Here is a 23,978-nt window from a genome sequence, read left to right on the forward strand (position 1 = left end):
GATCAGGCTTAATCAACTACCTTTACAGACAACTAAAAAACAAAGCCAAAAGAAAATCAAGTTGCGTCAAATGAAAAAGATCAAAATACTTTATCTGGTTTCCACACTTAAAAAATGCGGTCCGATAAATATTTTATACGGCATCATAAAGGGCTTAGACCAAGAGTTGTTCGACATTACAATACTCTGCCTTTCAAGTGAAAAAAAGATGTCGATGAAAATACAATTTGAAAATCTGGGTTGCAGGTTGATTAACCTTAACAATTCAAGGTTAAAAGGAGCTTTAAAAAACAAAGAAAGAGTCAATAAAATTCTTAGTTCAAACCAGATAGACGTCGTGCATTCTCATGGATTGAGGGCTGATATGATCAATGCTGATTTAAAGAGTGTTTGTCGTTTTACCACCATGCACAATTTTCCCGGAGAAGATTATGTTCTTCAATATGGCAAAATTAAGGGCTCTATCATGGCCAATAAACACACAAAAGCCATTGCCAGGATTGAGTATCGTATCGCATGCTCCGCATATATAAATGAAAAATTTTCACGTACGTACAATCTTAAAAGCAATTGCATAAAAAATGGAATCGTTACCGGTTTGTTTCAAAACAATCTCAGTCATTCAAAAACGGATCTAAGGAAAGCATTGGATTTGCCCTTGAACAAAAAGGTATTTTTGGTAAGTGGTTCACTGATCAAAAGAAAAGAACCTGAAACTATCTTAAAGGCCTTTGATCAGTTCAATGACAATGATGCCATTCTGGTGCTTATTGGGGGAGGGAAACTTGAAAACAAGTTAAAATCAAAGTACAAGAGCAAGAGAATAATTTTCAAAGGAGTTGTAACCAACGTATCTGATTATCTTCATGCCTGCGATTATTTTATTTCAGCCTCAAGTTCTGAAGGCCTTCCTAACTCGGTTATGGAATCGATGTATTCAGGTTTGCCGGTTGTATTGTCCGACATAGATTCTCACAGGGAAATTGTGGGCCCCTCATATCCATTTCTTTTTAAAACATCAAGCGTTTCAGGATTGAAGAAGAAATTGTCTTTGATCACAAAACTGGATAACACATCATTAATAAAGTCGAATTCAGCACTGATCATATCAAATTTTAATGCTGAAAATATGGCAAAGCAATATCAAAAAAAATATCTTGATCAATGTCGGAGTTCGGAAAAATAGAAAAACAAATTGCTTCTTTATTGATGCGGCACCCTAAGATCAAAAATCGTTTGAAGCTGGCCTATCAAAAGATCAACCACACCGTATACAGGAAACCTTATAACTTTAAATTGGCAAAAGGAGTCAAAATGAAAAGACTTCTGGAAAACAACGCTTTGGCCGATTTCTGGGGTTACTACGACAGCTCCCCCATTCTGGAACAGAACTTCCTTACGCATTCTTTCAACCACATGGAGCGTGAAGCAAGTTTTACAACACAATTGGATATCTTAGTCAATGGAAGTAAAGTGTCAGAAACCAATGCCTGGAACTGGCAACAGGGATCAAGGCTTTTTTGGATAGATACAGATACGATCGTTCATAATGTCTATAAAAATGATTCCTATAAAAGTAAAATCCTAGACTTAAAAACCGGGAAACAGCGGTTCCTTGATACGCCAATATATGCTTATCACAGAAAAAGCAAGGTTGCTCTTGGGCTTAATTTTAAACGATTGGGTCACCTGGATCCGGCTTATGGTTATTTTGCACATGAAAAGAATGAAATATCCCAATTTGACGATCAAGGAGACGGAATATTTAAAATTGATACAGCCAAAAATATAAAAGAACTGATCATCTCCTTTGATACAATTAAAACATTTCATACAAAACCATATATGCATAAGGCGATCCACGGCATCAATCACATTCAGATTTCTCCCTCTGCAAATCGTTTTATGTTTCTGCACAGAACCTATCTTGGCAATGGTCAAAAATTTAGCAGATTGATTACTGCTGATTTAGATGGTTCAAATTTGCACCTTTTATCGGATGATGACATGGTATCACATTGTAATTGGAAAAATGATCATGAAATTATCGGATGGATGCATAAAAACAAGTCAGGCGATGGATATTATTTACATAAGGATCAAACAAATCATTTTGAACAGCTTGGATCCGGAATACTCAAAGAGGACGGGCATCCAAGTTTTAGTGCTTGCGGAAAATATATGATTACAGACACATATCCGGACAGGTCGAGAATGAGCCATGTACTGCTTTACGATCTGGTTAAAAAAAGGCTTTCGGTTATAGGTTCCTTTTATACCCCGATACAGTTCAATAACGAAAAAAGGTGCGACCTTCATCCAAGATTTTCAGATGATGGAAACATAAGTATCGATACTGTTCACGAAGGTGTCAGACATCAGGTTCAACTGGATATTTCAAAAATATTATGAAGAAAGTATCGGTCATAATGTCTGTCTATAACTGTGAGAAATTCTTGAAGCAGGCAGTCGACAGTATATTACAACAAAGCTATAGTGACTTTGAATTAATCCTTATAGATGATGGTTCTCAAGATGCTACTGCAAAAATGATCGAGTCATATGCATCAAAAGATGCCAGAATCATCCCTGTTTACAATCAAAAAAACCTTGGCCTCACTGTTAACCTGAACAAAGCCATCGGGCTGTCTCAAGGCACTTATATTGCAAGAATGGATGCAGATGATGTGGCTTTGCCTCAGCGGTTTGAAAAACAAATCGATTATCTGGACGCTCATCCGGATATTGACCTGGTTGGTTCAGCAGCAATAGATATTAATGAGAAAGGTGTTGAGTTGCAGTTGCGAAAATCGCCGAAAACTCATAAAGAGATCATAAGCCTTTTGCCAAAGGCCAACCCAATAACGCATTCAACGGTTATGTTCAGGAAAGATCGATTTGCTGCCATTGAATTCTATAATGAGTCTTATCGAACGACTCAAGACTATGAAATGTGGTTCAGGGCAGCAGGCAAAGGCTTGAAATTCCATAACCTCCAGGAAGTGCTGCTGATGTACCGAATGGACAATAATTACCACAAGCGAAAATCATTGAGATATCGACTTTATGATTGTAAACTCAGGTTGCAAGGTTTCAAACATATAAATCTTCCGGTATATAAATACTATTACGCGTTTATTCCGATCATACTGGGTATTCTGCCTGAAAACTTATACGTATCAATCAAAAAATTAGACCCCCGTGTAAACGATTTAGATTGATTTGGGATAAAATTAAGCATATCTTTGCCTTAAAGTCATTTAAATTGAATTCAATTACCCAGATTCAGCAAGTCAATAAAAGGAGTCTCTCCTTTACAAAATTTGGCCTTTGGCATAAAAAAATGCTGCTAGCCATTTTAGATATGGCTATTTTGGTTTTTTCTCTTTTCTATTACCATAATTCAATTTCTGCAAATCTTGGTTTTTATCATTTCCTTAAATTGCATACACTGAATATCCTATTTGGTATCGGCATTTTTTGGGTGCTTACCATCATTTTTAATTTTTATGATCTCGACTATGTCAATAAAACCCGAAAAGTTCTTCCTTTGGCATTTTTTATCGGCCTTATCTTTACACTGAGCTATATCTTTACTTCATCACTTACTCCAGACAACAATGAGGTCAAGGGCAGTGTCATTGTTTTTGTCTTTGGGTTTACATTACTACTGATCGTATGGCGTGTAATATATGCATCTGTGATCCACCACAACGTTTTTGTAAAAAACTGTATCGTCCTTACCACTGAAAAAAACAATAAAAAGCTGATTAGCCAGATCAAAAAATCTGTAGAGGGCAAAGACTTTGAGCACGGACTTAAAATATTGGGTATTTATGGAGTATCTGAAGAGCTTAAACAAATTGACCGGCTTTCTAGGGCCCTTGAACGAATGGCTTCCAAAAAACTTGTTGATACCATTATTGTGATGGATAAGGATCAGGAAACTATTTCAAATTCGTTGAATACTACTTTGGTTAAAGTCCTTGGGAGTGGAGTCCAGGTGATCACATATTTTAAACTTTATGAAGAAGTCAAAGAGGCCCTGCCTCTTCAATTTGCCGGAAATCAATTTTACAGTATACTTCCTATTTCCAAATACAACCATAACTACCTGTATCTGTTATGGCATAAGCTAGTTGATATTCTTGCCTCGATAGCGGGGCTTTCAATAATGCTCCTTCTTACTCCTGTCATTCTTTTACTGAATTTATTTTTTAATCAAGGACCCCTTTTTTACAAGCAATACAGAGTAGGAAAAGGTGGAAAAGAAATCCTGATCACCAAGTTCAGGTCGATGATTGTCGAAGCAGAAAAGCATGGAGCACAAATGGCTGAAAAAGGAGATTTGAGAGTGACCAGCTTTGGAAAGATTCTTCGGAAAATTCGCATAGATGAACTGCCTCAGTTTTGGTCGGTACTTAAAGGAGAAATGAGTTTTATTGGGCCAAGACCGGAAAGGAAAGTTTTTATTGAAAAGCTAATCGAAAGTATCCCTCTTTACGATTCACGGCATCTCATAAAGCCTGGAATTACAGGCTGGGCGCAGGTCAAATACGATTATGGTGAAAACATTGAAGATTCTTACAAAAAACTTGAGTATGATCTGTATTATATCAAGAACAGATCTGTAACGCTCGACATTAGAATCATTTTTAAAACGATCAATACCATTGCTTTTTATAAAGGGCGATAATGAAAAATAACAATAACTCCTGATGATGTTTATACATGAACATCCTTATCCTCCATTTATCCCTGAATCGGCAACCAAACTCATTGTAGGAACGATTCCGCCACCAAGATTCTCTTCAGGGAAACTTTTTCAAGAAGATGTGGATTTTTGTTATGGGAGCAAGTATGGTTTGCTTTGGCCTATTTTAAATGAGATATTCGATCTTAACCTCATCTATGAAAATACCCTGGAAGCCATTGATCAGAGAAAATCGTTTTTGATGACCCATGGAATCGGGATATGCGACATGGTAGATCGTTGTCAAAGAGAACATATTAATGCATCTGATGTTGGAATGCAGCACATTAATTTGAGAAATTTACGCGCATTTATTCAGGAAAACAAACAAGTCTCAACGCTACTTTTTATGGGAGGAAACAGTAAAAATGGTCCTGAGAATTTATTTAGGACACACCTTCGTTCTTATCAATGCGATTTAATCCCGGTTTCAAGTGAACGTCCCAAAATTCATGAATTTATGCTTGAGGACCGAAAAATAAGAACAGTTACCTTGATTTCACCTTCAAGTGCTGCAAATCGTTCTATTGGAGGTGATCCTTTTTACAAACTCCAAAAGCAGATGAACTCAAAATACAGCACACTGGATTTTAGAATAGAACAGTATAGAAAGTTTTTTAGCTAAGTCGCCTTTTTTGTATTTTAGACAGTAACAACAAGCAAATGTGAAAGAAACCTTCAGTATGCAAAGAGTCGTGATGTCAATGATGATTGGTTACATCTTATGGGAAAATGTGCATTTGGAATTGGACGCCAAAACTGCCTCCATCAGATCTTGTTTTAAGATTTGATGCTGTATTCATCTATCCTATTATGATAGTTTTAATCCTAATTTCGGGGTGTCAGTACATAAAATTGCCCTAAATATTTAAAATGAAATCATTTTTATCTATCCTGCTTTTCCTTATATTATTTGCGGCATGCAAACAAGAAAAAGGAAGTCCAGCTGCTAATGACAAACAGTCTGAGACAAAAACAACACTCAAAGAGCAAGACCGATCTGTCATTACAAAACCTTCCATTTTTAAAACTTCAACAGGTAAATTCATCAAGCTGATTACGGAAGAGAAAAGCAGTAGTCTCGTTGATATAAAAATAATCCCAATTGATTTTCAAAACAACAAAGACACCCTAAGGCTCACTGATATTGATCCACTTCAACATGCATGGATCAGGGATCTTGACGGTAATGGCTATGATGAACTCTATCTGATAAGCGCCTCTGCCGGATCGGGATCATACGGAACAATTTATGGTTTTGCCTCCAATCGCGACCTGAGCATGACACGCGTTTATGTTCCCGAAATTTCAGAAAAGGATCTGTTACCTGACGGCAACTTTTACGGATACATGGGCCATGATTCAATTTACACTGCAGAGAACAGGATCTATAGAAAATATCCTATTTATAAAGAAGGAGATGCTAATTGCTGCCCGAGCGGAGGAAGCAAAACACTAAGTTATCATCTGAAGGCGGGAGAAGCTACCTGGATATTAGCGATTGAAAAATAATTTAAATCTTAGGGGCAGGTCTCAGCTGAGTAGCTGCCATATAAAACCGGCTATATCACAATCCAATGTATCAAATGATATTTATTCAATCTCCTGAAAGTATGGATCTACAGTTCCAATGCCTTTTTCTCGTTCCCATCCATCAACAACTCGACAGGATTTTCCAAAGCTTCTTTGACTGCTACCAGAAATCCTACGGATTCTTTCCCGTCAATGATACGGTGATCATAAGACAAGGCAACATACATAATCGGTCTGATTTCCACCTTTCCTTCAATGGCTACAGGTCTTTCCACAATATTGTGCATACCGAGAATAGCACTCTGAGGCGGATTAATAATCGGGGTGGATAACATTGAACCAAAAACTCCTCCGTTGGTGATGGTAAAAGTACCTCCTGTCATTTCATCAACAGTGATCTGACCATCCCTTGCTCTTACGGCCAATCTTTTCACTTCACTTTCAACACCTCTAAAAGTCAGTTTATCAGCGTTTCTAATGACTGGCACCATCAATCCTTTGGGTCCTGAAACGGCTATTGATATATCTGCAAAATCATAGGAAATTTTAAAATCACCATCGATCATTGAATTCACATCCGGAAACAATTTCAGAGCCCTCACAACAGAAAGTGTGAAAAAGCTCATAAAGCCCAATCCGACTTCGTGCTTTTCTTTAAAAGATTCTTTGTATTTCTTTCTCAGATCAAATATAGGTTTCATATCAACCTCGTTAAAGGTTGTAAGCATGGCTGTTTCGTTTTTTACCGAAACAAGTCTTTCTGCCACCTTTCTGCGAAGCATGGATAATTTCTTCCTTTCACTCTTTCTGTCTGTCTCATTCAAAGGTTCACCCATTGATGGTACAGCATTAATCGCATCTTCTTTGGTAATCCTACCATCTTTTCCGGTGCCCTTCACTGTGCTGGCATCAATATCCTTTTCTGCCAATATTTTTTTTGCAGCCGGTGAAGCAGATCCTGTTGCATAAGTAGTATTTTCAACCGGGGCTGCAACCTCCTCAGCTGTTTCTTTCACTTCCTCCTTTTTTGCCGCTTCCTTTTTATTCTTTCCGGATGGCTTGGCTGCACTCGTATCTATCAAGCACACCACAGCGCCAACACTAACTGCATCGCCTTCTTCAGCCTTTAAGGTTATGATTCCGCTTTCTTCTGCAGGTAATTCAAGCGTTGCCTTATCAGAATCCACTTCAGCAATTGCCTGATCCTTTTCTACATAATCACCGTCTTCAACTAACCAGCTTGCAATTTCCACTTCAGTAATAGACTCCCCTGGTGAGGGAACTTTCATTTCTAAAATCATTTCACTTCCTATTTATAATGATATTATTCTGTTGTTTAATTGTCAAATACACTTTCTATCACCCTGCGTTGTCTCAACTTAAATCTTGTCGAAGACCCTGCAGCGGGAACAGCATAGTATTTTCTCGATCTTACCTTAAGATCCTTTAATTCGAAACGCTGCAGCATATAACTCCAGGCTCCCATATTACGAGGCTCTTCCTGTGCCCAGATATAATCTTCGGCGTTGGTATAACGCCCAATAATCTTTTCAATTTTTTCTTCGTGTAATGGAAAAAGTTGTTCAATTCTAACTAAAGCCACATCGTTGCGCCCGTTTTTATTTCTTTCTTCCAGTAGGTCAAAATAGAATTTCCCTGTGCAGAATACCAGTCGCTTTACCTGATCGGGTGCAACAGTATCATCTATGACTTCCTGAAACTCTCCTTCAGTAAAATCTGACATTTCCGAAACGGCCAGATGATGCCTCAACAAACTTTTTGGTGTAAACACGATTAAGGGTTTTCTAAAGTTCCGCTTCATCTGTCTCCTCAGTAAATGAAAGAAATTTGCCGGGGTCGTACAATCGGCTACAGTCATATTATCATTGGCACAAAGCTGCAAAAAGCGTTCCATCCTTGCTGAAGAATGCTCAGAACCCTGCCCTTCATAACCATGAGGCAGAAGGATCACGATGCCATTCTGCTGTTTCCACTTGTCTTCGGCAGCAGAAATATATTGGTCAAACATAATTTGTGCCCCGTTCCCAAAATCCCCAAATTGAGCTTCCCAAATGGTCAGTGTATTCGGGGCAGCCATGGCATAACCATAATCAAAACCCAGTACACCGTATTCTGATAAGGATGAGTTATAAATACTCATCACTCCTTTATTCTTGGGGTTGGAATTCAATAAATTGAATTTTTTGGAGGAGATCTCATCTCTTAAAATGGCATGCCTGTGTGAAAAAGTCCCTCTTTCTACGTCCTGGCCCGAAATTCTAACGTTAAATCCTTCTTCTAAAAGACTGCCAAAGGCAAAAATTTCTCCCATGCTCCAGTCCATCTTATTGCTCTCAAAAACCATTTTTTCGCGATCTTTAAGAATCCTTTCTGTCTTTCTGAGGAATTTAACTCCCTCGGGCACCGTTGAAACGATTCTCGCAATTTTTTCCAGTTTTGATTTAGGGTATTTGGTCCCGACACTGAGTAACAGGCCGTCAAGATCCTGATGCATAAAGCCACTCCAAACATTTGACATAAAGGGATTGACCTTGCTGGCCGAATCATCTTTTGACCTGTTGAATTCCTTTTCAAGCAAATTCCTGTAATCTTCAATCAAAGATGGCAGGTAGGCTTCATCTATTACACCTTCCTTAATCAGCCTCTCGTTATAAATATCTCTCGGATTAGGCTGCTTTGCAATCGCTTTGTATAAAATAGGCTGGGTAAATCTCGGTTCATCTCCTTCATTATGTCCGTATTTTCGATAGCCCAAAAGATCAATAAATACATCGCGTTTAAATTTCATTCTAAAATCCAATGCCATAAGTACCGCATGAGTCACAGCCTCAACATCGTCTGCATTGACATGTAAAACAGGAGACAAGGTCACCTTGGCAACATCGGTGCAGTAGGTACTTGATCTGGCATCCAAATAGTTTGTAGTAAAACCTATCTGATTGTTAACCACGATATGCACTGTTCCCCCAGTGGAATAACCCTTGAGTTTACTCATTTGAATGAGTTCGTAAACTATTCCCTGACCAGCTACGGCAGCATCTCCGTGAATAACCACGGGTAAAATCTTAGAGGAATTCCCTTGATAATCATCTTCTATTTTTGCTCTGGCAATTCCCTCAACAACCGCTCCGACAGTTTCTAAATGGGATGGGTTAGGCACCAGATTCATTGTGATCTGCTTATTGCTTTTAAGTGTTTTTTTGATTGTTGAACCCAAATGGTATTTTACGTCGCCATCAAAATCATCTTCATCGTAATCTTTACCGTCAAACTCATTGAACAATTCCCTGATAGGTTTTCTGAAGATGTTCACCAATGTATTTAACCTTCCACGATGCGCCATACCCAAAACAAACTCATCGACGTCAAATTCTTCTGCAGCAATCCTAAAAAGCCCTCCAAGGGCAGGAATCAAGGTCTCGCCTCCTTCCAGTGAAAACCTCTTTTGCCCAACATATTTTGTTTGGAGGAACTGCTCAAAGGTAACTGCCTGATTCAATTTTGACAGGATATATTTTTTTGTGCTGTTTTCGTAATTAGGATGGTTATCATTTTCATTGAGCCGTTTCTGCCACCATTGAATTTCTTCAGGGTTCCTAATGAACATGTATTCAATTCCTATTGAATCACAATAGATCCGCTCACAATGACGAATAATTTCCGACAAAGTTGTTGGTTGAAGCCCAAGAATGCTACCCGCATTAAAAATACTATTCAGATCATCTTTACCCAATCCGAAATTTTCAATTGCCAGCGTTGGGCTGTAAGGCCTTCTGCTTCTTACAGGGTTTGTCTGAGTAAACAAATGTCCCCTAGTCCGGTATCCATTGATCAATTCAATGACCTTAAATTCTTTATAAACCTGTTGGGGAATTTCAATATCCGACTCATCATTCTCCAGACTATAATCTGAATTTGCCAGATCATAACCTTGAAAAAAACTTTTCCAACTTGGCTCAACAGAATCAGGATCAATCAGGTATTGTTGATACAACTCTTCTATAAACCCAGTATGTACAGTATTCAAAAAGGAAAACCTATCCATTTACAAATGCTTTCAATTTTTAAGAAATCAGTCACAAAAATAAGGTCTTTATCCATAATAGTTATAAAAAAAATGATATTTATCATTTTTCAATATGCTTAAACCGAGGTAAAAGCATAATCATCAAAAATTAGCTAAAAAATACCAATTTAAATGGAGTTTATGTGCAGTCCTGTTAAAACCAAAAAGCAACCTCAACGGAGATATAATAACCTATCAAAAAATGATAAAAATCAGCTCAAACTTTCAATAATTTTTTTACATTTGTTCTTTATTTAGATTTAGTTTAAATAAAAATAAGCTCAGGAACCAATGACCACAACACATTTTTATACCGTTTTTGACTACAGCTCTATCGACATCGATGGCCCGAAAAAGAAAACAAAATGCTGTAAAAAGTATAAAAAAAAGGGTAAATTCAACTGTGGCAACTGCCCCAGGCTCTAGTGATCTTTTTGAGTTCCTGTTATTACTTATGATCATTCCCTAAATTACTCAGACATTTTACTCGGTAAATAAAAATATAGCTTTGGAACATATTTTGGTCCATTCGTCCTTAATCGTTTTCTGAATTCCAATATCTTTCTTTACTTAGATCTTAGGAATTAATCGGTAACAACTAATCAAACCTTTTACTTTTTAATTTTCACATTTCGTATTCATTTTAACTAAAATCAATAACCATGAACAAAAAAGTACTTTCATTTCTTATTTTGACCTTTCTTGTATTAGGACCAATCGCGACTTTGCATGCTCAGGACGAGCCTGCCTATGCCATGTGGGAGAGTTTCTACATCACTCCCGACAATACAAAACTCAAGGCTTTGGGTGAAGCCATGTCTAAACACAATAAAAAATACCATAAAGAAGGGCCACACAGCGCTGTTGTTTACAATGTTGTTTCAGGGCCAAATATTGGTAAAATAGTATGGCAAATGGGGCCATTGAATTTCAAACACTTAGACGGTCGTCCTTCAGCAGGTGGCCATGATGAAGATTGGAGAGACAATGTAATGCCAAATGTCAAAAAACTGTCTTCAGGTGAATATTGGAAGCAAGATGACGATGTATCCAATACAGCCATGCTTCAAGGCACCGTAGGCTCTTATCCGATACTTCATATCAGATTTTGGGAAGTGGCGGATGGTCACGGTTATCAAATTGATCATTTGATGGATCAAATTAGCAAAACAGTAAAAGACATGGACGGCGAAAACCCATGGGGTCTTTACGACAATCAATTCCGTCAGGGAAATATAGGCCGGCATCTTGCTACGGTTATGTTTCACAAAAACTGGGCAGATTATGACAAAGAGCCTAAGTTCAAAGCATCATTTTTAAAGCTTCATGGTGAAGATTCCTGGGATCCCTTTGTCAAAGGAATGACGACTGCATTTTCTAATAGTTGGGATGAAATTTGGGAATACAACGCCAATATGAGCGGACAATAAAATATCAATTAAAATAGCTTATAAAACCAATAAATACATTGTATTTATTGGTTTTTATTATTATAAACTCTTTATCTTATTCCATACCTTGATCTCATCTTCTTCATTGAGGCCTTCTTTTACCTCGACATTTAATCCGTCACTGATGCCAAGTGTAACGTCTCTGCGTTCAAAATCTTTTTCTCCTGTTTTTACTTCAACATAGGACTTCTTGGTTTCCGCATCGAATTGAACCAGTGCTTCTTTAATAGATAAAACACTGTCTGCACGTGCCAAAATAATGGAAGCATTGGCACTTAAACCAGCTCTGATAAATGTTGTATCCGCCTTGTGCAAGGTCCCTTTGATTTCAAACTGAATTGCTCCATTTTCAAGCTTTCCCTTTGGGGCGATATAATCAAGTACCGCATCAAACGTAGCATTTTCAATCGCACCCACAGTAATTTCGAGTGGGTAACCTTCCTTGATCTTCCCTACTTCCGATTCATCTACTTTGCCTTCAAATATCATGCTGTTGACATCAGCAAGGGCTGCAATAGTTGTTCCTTCATTAAAGTTGTTACTAAGGATTACCTGATTTCCAACTTCAACAGGCATTTCCAAAACCATTCCGGATACTGTTGAACGCACCAAGGTATTCGCAGAGCTACCCAAACCTTTAGTCGAGCCCGTTTTTACAATGTCGTAATTCTGCCTGGCTGCAGTATAAGTCTGTTGGGCCTGCTTATAGCTTACTTCTGCCCTCTCCATTTCCTCCTTGGAAATCACACCTTTTTCAAATAGGCCTTTTTGTCTTTCGTGCCTTCTTTTTTCATCAGACAGCGCTATTTGAGCTGTTTCAATAGCATTTTGCGCCTGATTCAAGGCCGCCAAATTTGGAACAACCTTAATTTTTGCGATAAGATCATTCGCTTTAACCAGATCTCCGCCTTCAACGTAAATCTCTTCAATGATACCCGAGATGTTAGGCTTTATAATAACTTCTTCAAGAGGAAGAATACTCCCTGTTGCGACTGTTTTATTAATAATCGTTTGAACGGATGGCTTTTCAGTATCATATACAACCGGATCCTCCTTATTCTTTGAATATAAATAATACATGGCTCCTCCAAAGGTGATCAGGATAAACACTAAAATAAAAATGGTTACGGATTTCTTCATTGTTCTTTTTTTTCAATATTGATTTTATTCAGTTCTAAGTGCCTCTATAGGCTTTAATTTAATGGCATTCTGAGCAGGTATCAACCCTGCAAATAAACCGGACACAATAAGTATAGCTAATGCAATACTTACAACACCCAGATTTACGCTGGGGTTCGCAAACATATCAATTGGTTCTGTCATTTCCAGTGCATAATTAAGGCCGAAAATTATAGTGGCTCCAAAAACGATGCCTGCCATTCCCGAAATAATTGTAAGAAAAACAGACTCGGTTAAAATCTGAGCCCTTATTTTTCCCGGGGAGGCACCCAGGGCCCTTCGGATTCCAATCTCATTTGTGCGCTCTTTAACTACGATCAGCATGATATTACTCACACCAATTACTCCAGACAATAACACCAGGATCCCGACAAAATAGGCTATCACTTTTAAGGCCATAAATAAACTTTCCACCCTATTAAATTGTGCAAAAAGGTCAAAATGACCTACGGCCCGATTATCTTCAGGATGAATCTTATGATTTTTCTTTACTATATCAAAGATGCTTTGTTTGATATCAGTAATCGGCGTGCCATCAACAGCTGTTATTGCCATCCATCCTACTTTATTGCCGCGATTGAATGCCTGCGAAAATGCCGTAAAAGGAACAAAGATCTGTTTCTGTTGTCGTTCACTGTCGCCACCTCCGCTTTTTTTGGTATAAACCCCGATGACCATAAAATTCACACCATTGATCTTGATATAACTGCCTAAAACCTCCTCGCCTTCATCATACAAACTTGACTTGACGCCTAGGCCAATAATGGCCACCTTTCTTTTATCATTTATATCATTATAATTGATAAATCTTCCTTCTATAATATTCATAGGCTCCTGACGAATAATCTCCGGATAGTCGCCGTAAACATCAAATGCCCCGGAATTCAAACCTCTAATCACATTGCCACCTCCATTAAAACCACCCAATTGATTTCGCGGCGAAATAAATCGCAGGTCATCAACATTGTTTCTGATATCCCGCACATCATCAAGATCATAACTAAAGCGTCTCCCCTTGGCCATACCTTGATATGACTTACTCACAGGCATCGTCCACATAAACATGGTATTGGTGGCTATATCGCCAAAATCCTGCCGAATACCGTTTTCCAGACCTTTTCCTGCTGCAAGCAAAAGAATCAAAATAAAGATCCCCCAGAAAACTCCGAAAGCGGTAAGAAGGGTTCTCCACCAATTTGTAGTCAGAACCTCAAGAATTTCATTCCATTTATCTCTATCAAACATGCCTTTTATATTATTCGTCTCTTAAAGCTTCGATGGGTTGTATATTTGCTGCACGCCATGCAGGAATGAATCCAGCCAGTGCACCGGCAATAATCAATAAAATTACCATAGTCATGGCAATTGAAAAATCTACTGATGGATTCAATACGTAATCTACTTCGACATTTGGGCCCACAATCTCAAGAAGTCCCATACTAAAGATCAACCCTGCAAATCCAGATACAGCAGTTACAAAAATTGACTCCTGCATGATCATCCCTATAATTGACCATGGTTTAGCGCCTAAGGCTTTTCTGATTCCTATTTCCCTGGTCCTGTCTTTAACAATGATCATCATAATATTGCTCACACCAACAATTCCCGCTATAATTGTACAGATCCCAACAAACCAGAAAAAGAAGGCAATACTGCTTGTTAACGTATAAAAACGTTTGGTATCTTCCATTACATTATTGACATGAACGGCAGCATCATCATCAGGAGCTATTTTGTGTATTTCCTTTAAGTATTGCTTTATTTCTTCTTCAAAAAGCAAAGACGCTTTGACGGCAGTTTCAAAATTTTTCTCCGGCTTCATCGTAAATGCCAGATTATTTATCAGATCAGACCCGTTAAAAACACTTTGAGCTGTTGTAAATGGAACAAAAACTCTATCCTCTTCTCTTTCACCGGCAGGATCAGTATAAACCCCGATAATTTTAAAATTGATCCCGGAAATTTGCAGGTATTCCGTCAATGGATCTTCAACATCTTTTAAGAGTTCCCTTTTAATCTTATTGCTAATCACCACAACTTTGGTTTTGTTATCGAGGTCAACTTGGTCTATATACCTTCCGGCCATCATATCCTGATTCTCAATTTGCTGATAATTAGGATGAACTCCCCAGATGCCGTAGGTAACTGATTCATTTTTATAGTTCACAGTCGTCCCAAAGGCCACTCGATATACACCTGATCTAAATTCTATTTTATCTCCATAAGCAGCGACCAGATGATTGTAATTTTCGTTATTTAACTGGATTCTTCTTCCAGGATTCAACCCTTTATATTCTTTGGTGGTTGTTTGCGCCCATATATATAACAAATTAGTCGCATCGCCTTCAAATTCTTTTCGAATTCCATTCTCCATACCACGTCCGAATCCCAAAAGGATTACAAGGATAAAGATTCCTGAGGCAACAGATAAGCCTGTGAGAAATGTTCTCAACTTGTTCTTAGCTATAGTGTCAAAAATTTCTTGCCAGCTGTCAATGTCAAACATAGATGCATCTTTTCTTTAAGGTTTAAACTAACCTCTTTCATAATATAGACGCTAAGATGATAGCTTTTGTTACAATATTTTTTTTTTAATTCTTAAGATTTAGGGAGTCTTAAAAAATAGCGTGTGAAGAACAAAATATGCCAAGTTTTTATGGAAAAATTGTGGTATGAATCCAATCAAACTCGGATTTTAATAATTCAATGATCAATTCATAAAATTCATCAATAACAATAATGAAGACTTTCGTGAAAATAAATTCATTTTTAAAATATAAACGAATATTCTATTACGAAAAGCTTATTGAATACGGATATTATAAAAATAATAGGGAAATATTATTAAAGTGATAATTATCATATTATGCTTTTCCATTTGATACTAATTTTATGGTCATATTAAATTTAACCGTCATGTTAGCTAAAAAATCCCATAAAGCCGAAATAGGAGCCTACAGTAAAATCTTTTTTCAGTTAGGCTTACTTTTGTCATTGGTTGTCATTTATATTGCTATAGAATGGAGAACTTTTGATCGAACTGTTAGTGAATTGAGCGCTACCAATATTCAGGAAGAAGAAATCATGGATATTCCTATTACTGAAAGAATCCTTGAGGTAAAACCTCCTCCTCCTCCTCCTCCTGCACCGGAAGTGATTGAAATTGTCGCTGATGAAAAGGAAATTGAAGAGACAATTCTCGAATCAACAGAAACAGATGAATCTGAATATGTCGAGGTCATAGAGATGGATCTAATAGAAGAAGTGGTTGAGGAAGAGCAGGTAGAACAAGATATTCCGTTTGCTATTATTGAAGACCCTCCGGTATTCCCTGGTTGCAAAGGCACTAAAGAACAAAAGAAAAAATGCCTGCAAGAAAAAATCACCCAGCATGTCAGCAAAAATTACAACACTGGATTATCTCAAGACCTCGGATTAACACCGGGTAAAAAGAAAGTTTATGTAGTGTTTAAAATTGATAAGACTGGAAATATTTCAGAGGCAAGAGCAAGAGGGCCTCATGCGAGATTAGAAAAAGAAGCGCTTAGAGTTGTAAACATGCTTCCAAAACTAACACCCGGTAAACAGAGAGGAATACCCGTAAGTGTATCTTACACTTTACCGATTACATTGCAGGTACAAATATAAATACATTAATTATTGTTAGAGCTTAAATAAGTTATTAGTTGAAAGGAGGTCGACTCAGGTTTTCCTCCTTTTTTTGTGCTTCAAGAAATCTGAATAGGTTAGAAAATTTTTTGGTCATATGACAGTACCTATCATATGAGTTTCAAATAATTACCTTAAATTTGCGCTTTCTTATAAAAAGTAATGAAAAATTTATTCGTTTTATTTCTATTTATTTGGGCTGCAATCCCTGTTTCGTACAGCCAACAAATTATTCCTTTCCCGGATCTTAGTGAAATCCATATCACTATTTACAATGAGGCTGAGATCGTTGATGGCCGTAATTACAGCCTTTACACGGATCATTATCAGGATGCCTTAAAGAAAATCGATCTTGAAATTGAAAAAGTAAATGAAAGGATTCAAAATGAAACGAATTCGACGCTGAAAACATCCTTAAAGAATAAAAGGTCCTCTCTTATTGACAAGAGGTCCGTTCTTCTCGAAGAAGCCGTATTAGTACAGGATCTTAATAAGTTTTATTGATCCTGTAATAGCATACAGTATTTGTGGAGAAAGTTATTTCAGCCGAAAGATTTACGATCTGTTTAAATTTCATTTGATAAGTCTAATAGCATATCCGGACACTAAATTGATACTTTGGTCCTTAATCAATTGCATATTAAAACTCTTTATCCCATTTTAGCCTGATAAGAATTTACTATGACATTCAGACATTATGCTAAAAAAGAGTCCTTGATTTTTGGACTTTTATTTTTTCCCCTTTTTATCCAAATGACTGCCTTTTCACAAAACAACATTCAAGGAAAGGTTGTTGGAAAAGAGTCGGTTATATCTTTTGCCAATACTATTCTTTACAATGCCATTGACTCCAGTTTTGTCAAGGGCAACCTAAGTGACGAAAACGGACAATACACCTTTAATAAAATCAAAGACGGAAGCTATTATGTTACCGCGAGTATGATGGGGTTTACCAATGTCTCATCTCAAGTATTTGAACTGAGCAATGGTGTAACATTTAATGTCCCCGATATCGTACTCGGTGAACAAATTGTTCTGGATGAAGTATTGGTTAAGGTTGAAAAACCTTTGTATGAGCAAAAGGTTGACAGGATGGTTATCAACGTTGAAAGCAGTATTCTTTCGGCAGGTTCAACGGCATTGGAAGTCTTGGAAAGGTCTCCCGGTGTTATGGTCAACAGGCAGAACAGCAATATCTCATTAACAGGAAAAAATGGCGTTACGATTATGATTAATGGGAAAATAAGTTATTTGCCCCAGGCCAGTATTGTACAAATACTGGAAGGAATGAGTTCGGATAATATTCAAAGCATAGAACTTATCACGACGCCGCCAGCCAATTTAGATGCCGAGGGAAATGCGGGATTTATCAATATCGTCATGAAAGAAAGGAGTGACGTCGGGTTAAATGGTTCCTATTCATTGTCGGCTGGAGTTGGAAATGGAGCAACTACAAATAATAACATCAACTTCAATTACAGAAAAAATAAGATTAATGTTTATGGTAATTATTCTTTTTTACTCAGATCGCAAGGACAAGTGTTTGCATTTTCCAGGACCTATCTCGATGAAAATGATGACCTGATCAATTTATCCACTGTATCCGACAGGGATCCCATCCAGAGAAATCACAACGCAAGAATTGGTCTTGACTATAGTATAAGTGAAAAAACCATCATCGGTATGATTGTAAGCGGCTATGACAACAAATGGACCATGGATGCGGTTACCCCAAGCGAAACAATGACCAATGGTACAACTTCATCATTATCAGAATTGCTTATCGACGAGCGGAATCAATTAAGCAATATTGGAACGAACTTCAATATGAAACACAATTTTAAAGAAGATGGCTTTTTTAGTATTGATTATGATTTTTTATATTACTACAACGAAAACCCAACAAATTACGTGAATAATTATTACGATTCAAGCGGGAATTTCGTTGTTGAGGAACTGATAAAAAGTAATAAAACCACCCCCATCAATATCTCGGTTGTTGCGGCCGACTACAGTAATCAAATAAACGATAAAATCAAGATTGAAGCTGGTGCGAAAGGGGCATTTTCAAATTTCGAAAACGATGTTTCTGTTGAAAATTTTGATGGTCAGGACTATATTGAAGACCCGACCCTGACTAATTTTAGCAATTTGGATGAGCGAATTTTAGCAGCTTATACCTCGGTTGATTACAAAATATCCGATAAACTAAATGCTAAAATCGGGCTTCGTTTTGAACACACTGATTCGAAACTTGATTCCGACAAGGATGGAGTCGTTGTCGATCGATCTTTTGGCGAATTATTTCCAAGCGCATTCTTTACATATACCTTGAATGATTCTCTGAATATGAATGTATCCTATTCACGAAGGATCACGCGTCCTACGTTCAATCAAATGGCACCATTTGTCATATTTTTTGACCCAAATACTTTTTTTGCAGGTAATCCGGCCATTCAGCCCGCCATCTCCAATGCGTTTAAATTTGGGGCCAATTATAAATCATTGGTATTATCCCTGCAATATACCATGGAAAATGGCACAATAGCCCGTTTTCAGGAAAGATTCGACGAAGAAAATCAAAGGCTGATTTTTATCGCGGATAATCTCGATGAACTGAACACCTTTTCATTGACCCTCGGACTACCCTTTAAAATAACTCACTGGTGGAAAACACAAAATACATTGATATTTCTCAATACTAGAATTTTAAACACGATCAATGAGAGCCAATATGAACAAAAACTCAATTCCTTCAATATTAACAGCACACAGTCTTTTACTATTGCAGATAATCTAACGGCAGAAGTCAATTTTAATTATAATAGCCCCCAATTATTTGGTTCACTAAAAATTGAAAGCACCTATTTTTTAAATGTCGGCATCCAGAAAAAACTTGGAGAAAAATGGGGCACCCTAAGATTTAACGTCAATGACATTTTTGATTCATATGAATTCAGAGGAGGAACTGATATTCCCGAAGAAAATTTGAATACATCCAATAGTTTTGACTTCAGTAACAGGACTTTCTTATTGACCTATACCAGAAGTTTTGGAAATAAAAAACTAAAATCTGCTCGTGATCGTCAAACAGGTGCAGAGGAAGAACGAAGAAGAGTCAACTAGTTTAACCCTTTTGTCTGTCAAGACCGCCGACTCTCCTAGCTTCCAACCCTGCCAACCTAATGGTTTCAACAGCATCATTGAGGGCTTGCAAACCCAATCCAGAGCTACATCAGGAATTTGGAATATCTTGTATGAAATTTTAATTTATAACGATAAAAGGTTTAAACAGGCTCTTGCTTCGGGCCATGGGAACTTCCGAAATCAAGGCATAATGCCCGGGCGCAAGATCGACTTCAAAATAACCTGTTGAACCGGCCACCATATCATTAACACCTCCCAAAAAAGTAAATCCCTCAGGGGCCGGAGAAATCAATCCTTTAGGATCTGCCCAGTTCATCCAGGACTCGAGAATAGCAATGTCTGCATTTTCATCAATTCTCACCAGATTGACGTCATGCCCGACAAAATTCTCATGAGTGATTTGATCTTTAAAGTAGACAGAAAAAACCTGGCTTCCACTCGATACGGTATCCTTAAAAATGATGCCATCATTACTTGATATCAAAACATTCAAAGTTGGTTCGGGAGGAGTTACCTGGCTAATTTCATTTGTCACAACAAGTGCTTTTGCCATTCCCATGCTGGAGTGAAACTTTCCATTCTGCATTTTCACATAACATTCTATAATATAATATCCAGGGTCCAATTTCAAAGTAGTCAGACTGCTGTTCTGTGGTGAGACCAAACCTGAACCTCCTACAAAAGCAACTTTGAAGAACCATTCAGGCAATTTATTAAAGGCTTCAAAACCTTCTTTTGCTTTACCTTCATTGATCAGGTCCATTCCCAATTGAAATACCGGTCCTATTTCCTTTTCAGTATCTTCTATGGTTCGGCCCTCGGGATATTTATCGAGCAGGAAAAAATGTGTTTCGCTGGACCTGTTATCATATTTAAAAGTATGCCAGCCCGAACTAATACTATCAGCTACTTGAAAATCCATGCTATTTGTTATAATTTCAACAACCTCACGAACCGGTTTCGCTTCCAGTTCCTTATCAACTTCTTTTTTTTCGGTCTTACACCCGATGAAAAGATAAAACAAAGCGAACACAGCAAGTCCGGCTATTTTATTTTCTCCTTCTTTGATGTATCTGAATAATGCCATAGTATATATATATTAATTTAAGTCTCAATAAATGAAAAAATCGAGTACTGTGCAAAAGACTTTGGACCAATCTACCAATTCTCTTTCCGAAGGCACTTATTTTCTTTTCAAAATATTTGTTTAACTTTTTTTGTTATAAGTTAAACATTTAGTATCTTTACCGGGAATTTGATTCATAAAGTATGATTTTAAATACCACGTATACCAATAAAGAACATGATGCTCTAATCAATAATCTAGTAGGATCTCCTTATAGTTTTTTGAAAAAGTTTAAAATGAAAGGTATTGGTTCAAGTAGGATGATTATTGATAAAGTAAGCCCAAAACTTCAAAGAGCATTGCTCAACGGACCCGACATCAACTACGCTAATATTGAATTAAGACCAAAAGGTATCCTTGTAAGGATCACAAGAAGACTGGATAATTTCACTTGGGCGATCCCTTATTATCAGCTGTATACCTATATGACAAGCGGGTTTAGTATTCATGGACAGGGTGAATTTTTGCAGTTTAAAAATGATAGATTCCTGAAAAACAACAAAGAGTTCATAAAAAAAATGTTAGACCTAAAAGTGGTATTTACAAAAGACTATTACATTTAAAAAGAAACCAAAATGAAAGTATTAAGCCTCATCATTATTTCAGTAACCTTATTCGTTTTTTATAACCTGGCCATTTACCAACAAGGTCTATGGGAACAAAAATCTGAGGGTAAATTAGTTTCACCCATAAATACAGAAGAATTAATTACCGAAGCACTTACTGATCACAAATCATACTGTATGCAAACTGAGGTTTTAAACCATCATTTCGAAATAGTTGATGAACACCACGGCAGTGAGGATGAATTCGCGATGCAGGTTTCGGGCAAGGATCACAGGTATTTAAATACAGGCATATCATTTATTGAACCTGTAAAAAAATCACACCGAAATTTGGAAATAGCTAACACAGGCAATGACACTGACTCTCAAAAAATAAAACTCTAAGATTCCTGGAAATTCGTGACAATATATTTTTTAAACTAACATACAACACACACCAACAGGTAAGGCCTTATAGAAATCTTGAATGTTGAGGGGCATTCAAACAATGTTTATAAAAGTTCAAACTATTTTATAAGGTCTTTCTGATTTCATTTTTCCTATTTGATCTGACCAGATATATAAATCTAAAAATAAAAATTGTCTTTAAGATAATTCCTGTAATGATCAGGTATAACGGATTTATATAGTTTTGCGGATGTGAACGCAAATATAATCCCGACAAAAATATCAGTAAGCCAGTAAACAGAAATATTAGTTCTCTGCCGGGTTTATATTCTCCACTTTTTACCATGCCGATAATGTAAATCGTTTTACACAGAACACCGGATATAATTAAAAAGAGCCCAAAAACTTCCAAAGAGCTTATTTTCCTAAAAACTATTCCCAATACCAATAAAAAAATACCTGTAAATAAAAGAAATTTAGACTTCATACGAAAATATAATTAAGCTGAAATATACACGTAAAAAGATATACAAATCATGACTTCTATCATCTGCCATGACAAAGTGTTTTTTACTGGCGTAACTTTGAATTCCTATTTAAACTCCAGCTCATAACCAAAAATAGGGATTTCAAGACCAACTATAAAACGCCAGCGAGATACTATAATCCTTGACGGATCTTGGCTGCCAGGAGTTTCAATACCCTCAAAGGGAAAATCAATGGGTTCAGCAAAATCACCCGAAGCACTTGAATACGTCGTCCCCAAAATAAGCTCCACTTTGTTTAATTTGATTTCCAAACCAAAACCATAATGAAAATAATCGGCATCAAAATTAGCATCAGTATCTCTATCCCCATTAGGGATGATATCAAATATATTTGCACTGGCTTCTACTGGTGAAAAATCTGTTGAAAAACTTGCATAAAGGCTCATGCCATCATTGATATAAATTTCAGCTCCTGCCCCAAAATTAATCACTGATCTCAATGATTCTTCAAAGGAAAACCCCTCTCTTCCATCCTCAGCATCAGGAATTATCAAACGGTTGTATTCCGACAAATTCCCGTGCCAGTCTGCTTTTAAATGTAACATGTTTTTACCCAAAGGAACTCCGGCACCAACTGATATACCTAGAGGTTCCTTTCTGTTAGATTGTATATCTTTGAAATTATAATAAGCAAACTCGTCTGACCCATCAAGGGTACCTGATAAAAACCTTTGGTACCTGAATTTTCCGTTTTTTATAACCTCGAGGTAAGGAAAATCAATATTAAGGCCTAAATCAATTTTACTTAATTTCCAGGCAAAGCCCAATTTCCAAAACATTCCATAAGAATTTTGACTCAAATTAATCTCATTATTGAAAAAATCAACATTTTGCGATCGATCAAGAGAACTTAACCTTAAATCATAGAAAGTACTAAAATTAAATACAGAAACAAAGCCGGAAACACCAATGCTAAAATTTTCACTAATCTTCATCCCCCAGGTTCCTCCAAACCACTCATCCCTTTCCTTGCTGTTTAGTTGAAGGTTTCCTACCAATCGGTCAAAATCAATTGTACCATCATTTAGGTTCTCCACATCCAATTCCCTTGAAATATTCACCCCGGCACTTGATCGTTGCCTGGAAATAAATGCATAAGCAAAATGATGTTTTTCCCATTTCTCAATTTTATAGGTTCCGGATACCAAGCTTGGCACTCCTTCAAATTGAGAATCACTTAATTTATCGTCCCTTCCAAAAACATTTTTCAAACGGATAGAACTCAACTGATAGGCCTTTGCATTTATAGAAAAAACAGGATTTTCAATAAGTGCAATTCTTGCAGGATTGTAATAGGTCAGGCCCAGGTCATTTACGCTGCCGGTTACATTTCCCCCCAGCAACAATGATCTGTTTCCGAAATTTTCATTGTTGTAATAGCCTTGTGCATATATTAAAACAGGTATGAAAAATACAAACAGCGATATAAATTTTACTTTAATATCCAAGGTGATTAATTTTAGGCTTAGATAAATTTACTTTTTTTTTCTTAAAATTTGTAACGATACGATTAAAATTATCCTGATCAAACC

General features: G+C 37.0%; 19 protein-coding genes. 12 read left to right on the forward strand and 7 right to left on the reverse strand.

Annotated features, from left to right (window positions below; all coding sequences use genetic code 11):
* Positions 1 to 70: 70 nt before the first annotated feature.
* From AABB81_RS06875 to AABB81_RS06900, 6 genes are all read left to right on the forward strand, one after another.
* Complete coding sequence (locus AABB81_RS06875; protein WP_342159476.1) at positions 71 to 1,186, forward strand: glycosyltransferase family 4 protein; 1,116 nt, start codon at positions 71 to 73, stop codon at positions 1,184 to 1,186.
* On the forward strand, positions 1,165 to 2,412 hold the full coding sequence (locus AABB81_RS06880; protein ID WP_342159477.1) for a hypothetical protein: 1,248 nt from the start codon (positions 1,165 to 1,167) through the stop codon (positions 2,410 to 2,412). Before AABB81_RS06875 ends, AABB81_RS06880 begins: the two co-directional genes overlap by 22 nt.
* Positions 2,409 to 3,221: a glycosyltransferase gene (locus AABB81_RS06885; RefSeq protein WP_342159479.1), complete on the forward strand. Its 813-nt coding sequence runs from the start codon at positions 2,409 to 2,411 to the stop codon at positions 3,219 to 3,221. Before AABB81_RS06880 ends, AABB81_RS06885 begins: the two co-directional genes overlap by 4 nt.
* Positions 3,222 to 3,343: 122 nt before the next feature.
* Entirely contained in the window at positions 3,344 to 4,696 is a 1,353-nt protein-coding gene (locus AABB81_RS06890) for a sugar transferase (RefSeq protein WP_342159481.1), read from the forward strand.
* 22 nt (positions 4,697 to 4,718) lie between these two features.
* The gene (locus AABB81_RS06895) at positions 4,719 to 5,378 is read left to right on the forward strand and encodes a uracil-DNA glycosylase family protein (RefSeq protein WP_342159482.1); all 660 of its coding nucleotides are present in this window, start codon (positions 4,719 to 4,721) and stop codon (positions 5,376 to 5,378) included.
* Positions 5,379 to 5,626: 248 nt separating this feature from the next.
* Positions 5,627 to 6,265 carry a hypothetical protein gene (locus tag AABB81_RS06900; RefSeq protein WP_342159483.1) on the forward strand — a complete coding sequence of 213 codons (639 nt, stop codon included), beginning with the start codon at positions 5,627 to 5,629 and terminating at the stop codon, positions 6,263 to 6,265.
* Between the two features lie 107 nt (positions 6,266 to 6,372).
* Here AABB81_RS06900 and odhB read toward each other — a convergent pair whose 3' ends face one another.
* Together odhB and AABB81_RS06910 are read right to left on the reverse strand one after the other, a co-directional pair.
* Positions 6,373 to 7,587 carry a 2-oxoglutarate dehydrogenase complex dihydrolipoyllysine-residue succinyltransferase gene (gene odhB, locus AABB81_RS06905; RefSeq protein ID WP_342159484.1) on the reverse strand — a complete coding sequence of 405 codons (1,215 nt, stop codon included), beginning with the start codon at positions 7,585 to 7,587 and terminating at the stop codon, positions 6,373 to 6,375.
* A 35-nt stretch (positions 7,588 to 7,622) separates the two neighbouring features.
* Entirely contained in the window at positions 7,623 to 10,352 is a 2,730-nt protein-coding gene (locus AABB81_RS06910; RefSeq protein ID WP_342159485.1) for a 2-oxoglutarate dehydrogenase E1 component, read from the reverse strand.
* Between the two features lie 683 nt (positions 10,353 to 11,035).
* Here AABB81_RS06910 and AABB81_RS06915 point away from each other — a divergent pair.
* Positions 11,036 to 11,803: a hypothetical protein gene (locus AABB81_RS06915; RefSeq protein WP_342159487.1), complete on the forward strand. Its 768-nt coding sequence runs from the start codon at positions 11,036 to 11,038 to the stop codon at positions 11,801 to 11,803.
* 60 nt (positions 11,804 to 11,863) lie between these two features.
* On the opposite strand, the gene AABB81_RS06920 is transcribed toward AABB81_RS06915, so the two are convergent.
* The 3 genes from AABB81_RS06920 to AABB81_RS06930 are packed head-to-tail and all read right to left on the reverse strand — an operon-like array spanning position 11,864 to position 15,509.
* Complete coding sequence (locus AABB81_RS06920) at positions 11,864 to 12,964, reverse strand: efflux RND transporter periplasmic adaptor subunit (RefSeq protein ID WP_342159488.1); 1,101 nt, start codon at positions 12,962 to 12,964, stop codon at positions 11,864 to 11,866.
* Between the two features lie 24 nt (positions 12,965 to 12,988).
* Positions 12,989 to 14,248 (reverse strand): ABC transporter permease, encoded by a 1,260-nt coding sequence (locus AABB81_RS06925; RefSeq protein ID WP_342159490.1) that lies wholly within the window; start codon positions 14,246 to 14,248, stop codon positions 12,989 to 12,991.
* A 10-nt stretch (positions 14,249 to 14,258) separates the two neighbouring features.
* Positions 14,259 to 15,509, reverse strand: a complete 1,251-nt coding sequence (locus tag AABB81_RS06930; protein ID WP_342159492.1) for an ABC transporter permease — start codon at positions 15,507 to 15,509, stop codon at positions 14,259 to 14,261.
* 410 nt (positions 15,510 to 15,919) lie between these two features.
* Between AABB81_RS06930 and AABB81_RS06935 the strand changes: the two genes are divergently transcribed.
* From AABB81_RS06935 to AABB81_RS06945, 3 genes are all read left to right on the forward strand, one after another.
* Complete coding sequence (locus AABB81_RS06935) at positions 15,920 to 16,651, forward strand: energy transducer TonB (protein WP_342159493.1); 732 nt, start codon at positions 15,920 to 15,922, stop codon at positions 16,649 to 16,651.
* A gap of 183 nt (positions 16,652 to 16,834) precedes the next feature.
* A complete protein-coding gene (locus AABB81_RS06940; RefSeq protein ID WP_342159494.1) occupies positions 16,835 to 17,176 on the forward strand; it encodes a hypothetical protein in 342 nt (113 codons plus the stop codon).
* A 177-nt stretch (positions 17,177 to 17,353) separates the two neighbouring features.
* Entirely contained in the window at positions 17,354 to 19,798 is a 2,445-nt protein-coding gene (locus AABB81_RS06945; RefSeq protein WP_342159495.1) for a TonB-dependent receptor domain-containing protein, read from the forward strand.
* Positions 19,799 to 19,937: 139 nt separating this feature from the next.
* Here AABB81_RS06945 and AABB81_RS06950 read toward each other — a convergent pair whose 3' ends face one another.
* Positions 19,938 to 20,906: a hypothetical protein gene (locus tag AABB81_RS06950; RefSeq protein WP_342159496.1), complete on the reverse strand. Its 969-nt coding sequence runs from the start codon at positions 20,904 to 20,906 to the stop codon at positions 19,938 to 19,940.
* Between the two features lie 182 nt (positions 20,907 to 21,088).
* Here AABB81_RS06950 and AABB81_RS06955 point away from each other — a divergent pair, with 182 nt between their 5' ends.
* Both AABB81_RS06955 and AABB81_RS06960 read left to right on the forward strand, forming a co-directional pair.
* On the forward strand, positions 21,089 to 21,508 hold the full coding sequence (locus tag AABB81_RS06955) for a hypothetical protein (protein WP_342159497.1): 420 nt from the start codon (positions 21,089 to 21,091) through the stop codon (positions 21,506 to 21,508).
* Between the two features lie 12 nt (positions 21,509 to 21,520).
* Positions 21,521 to 21,895 (forward strand): hypothetical protein, encoded by a 375-nt coding sequence (locus AABB81_RS06960; RefSeq protein WP_342159498.1) that lies wholly within the window; start codon positions 21,521 to 21,523, stop codon positions 21,893 to 21,895.
* Positions 21,896 to 22,490: 595 nt separating this feature from the next.
* Here the strand turns inward: AABB81_RS06960 and AABB81_RS06965 are convergent.
* Complete coding sequence (locus tag AABB81_RS06965) at positions 22,491 to 23,894, reverse strand: OmpP1/FadL family transporter (protein WP_342159499.1); 1,404 nt, start codon at positions 23,892 to 23,894, stop codon at positions 22,491 to 22,493.
* Positions 23,895 to 23,978: the final 84 nt, after the last annotated feature.

This window comes from Lutimonas vermicola (assembly GCF_038433205.1).
Taxonomy (GTDB): Bacteria; Bacteroidota; Bacteroidia; order Flavobacteriales; family Flavobacteriaceae; genus Lutimonas; species Lutimonas vermicola.

Excerpts from the sequence above, each read along its gene's own strand:
- AABB81_RS06875 (WP_342159476.1), top strand. The coding sequence starts at position 71 with ATGAAAAAGATCAAAATACTTTATCTGGTTTCCACACTTAAAAAATGC.
- AABB81_RS06880 (WP_342159477.1), top strand. The coding sequence starts at position 1,165 with ATGTCGGAGTTCGGAAAAATAGAAAAACAAATTGCTTCTTTATTGATG.
- AABB81_RS06885 (WP_342159479.1), top strand. The coding sequence starts at position 2,409 with ATGAAGAAAGTATCGGTCATAATGTCTGTCTATAACTGTGAGAAATTC.
- AABB81_RS06890 (WP_342159481.1), top strand. The coding sequence starts at position 3,344 with ATGCTGCTAGCCATTTTAGATATGGCTATTTTGGTTTTTTCTCTTTTC.
- AABB81_RS06895 (WP_342159482.1), top strand. The coding sequence starts at position 4,719 with ATGATGTTTATACATGAACATCCTTATCCTCCATTTATCCCTGAATCG.
- AABB81_RS06900 (WP_342159483.1), top strand. The coding sequence starts at position 5,627 with ATGAAATCATTTTTATCTATCCTGCTTTTCCTTATATTATTTGCGGCA.
- odhB (WP_342159484.1), bottom strand. The coding sequence starts at position 7,587 with ATGATTTTAGAAATGAAAGTTCCCTCACCAGGGGAGTCTATTACTGAA.
- AABB81_RS06910 (WP_342159485.1), bottom strand. The coding sequence starts at position 10,352 with ATGGATAGGTTTTCCTTTTTGAATACTGTACATACTGGGTTTATAGAA.
- AABB81_RS06915 (WP_342159487.1), top strand. The coding sequence starts at position 11,036 with ATGAACAAAAAAGTACTTTCATTTCTTATTTTGACCTTTCTTGTATTA.
- AABB81_RS06920 (WP_342159488.1), bottom strand. The coding sequence starts at position 12,964 with ATGAAGAAATCCGTAACCATTTTTATTTTAGTGTTTATCCTGATCACC.
- AABB81_RS06925 (WP_342159490.1), bottom strand. The coding sequence starts at position 14,248 with ATGTTTGATAGAGATAAATGGAATGAAATTCTTGAGGTTCTGACTACA.
- AABB81_RS06930 (WP_342159492.1), bottom strand. The coding sequence starts at position 15,509 with ATGTTTGACATTGACAGCTGGCAAGAAATTTTTGACACTATAGCTAAG.
- AABB81_RS06935 (WP_342159493.1), top strand. The coding sequence starts at position 15,920 with ATGTTAGCTAAAAAATCCCATAAAGCCGAAATAGGAGCCTACAGTAAA.
- AABB81_RS06940 (WP_342159494.1), top strand. The coding sequence starts at position 16,835 with ATGAAAAATTTATTCGTTTTATTTCTATTTATTTGGGCTGCAATCCCT.
- AABB81_RS06945 (WP_342159495.1), top strand. The coding sequence starts at position 17,354 with ATGACATTCAGACATTATGCTAAAAAAGAGTCCTTGATTTTTGGACTT.
- AABB81_RS06950 (WP_342159496.1), bottom strand. The coding sequence starts at position 20,906 with ATGGCATTATTCAGATACATCAAAGAAGGAGAAAATAAAATAGCCGGA.
- AABB81_RS06955 (WP_342159497.1), top strand. The coding sequence starts at position 21,089 with ATGATTTTAAATACCACGTATACCAATAAAGAACATGATGCTCTAATC.
- AABB81_RS06960 (WP_342159498.1), top strand. The coding sequence starts at position 21,521 with ATGAAAGTATTAAGCCTCATCATTATTTCAGTAACCTTATTCGTTTTT.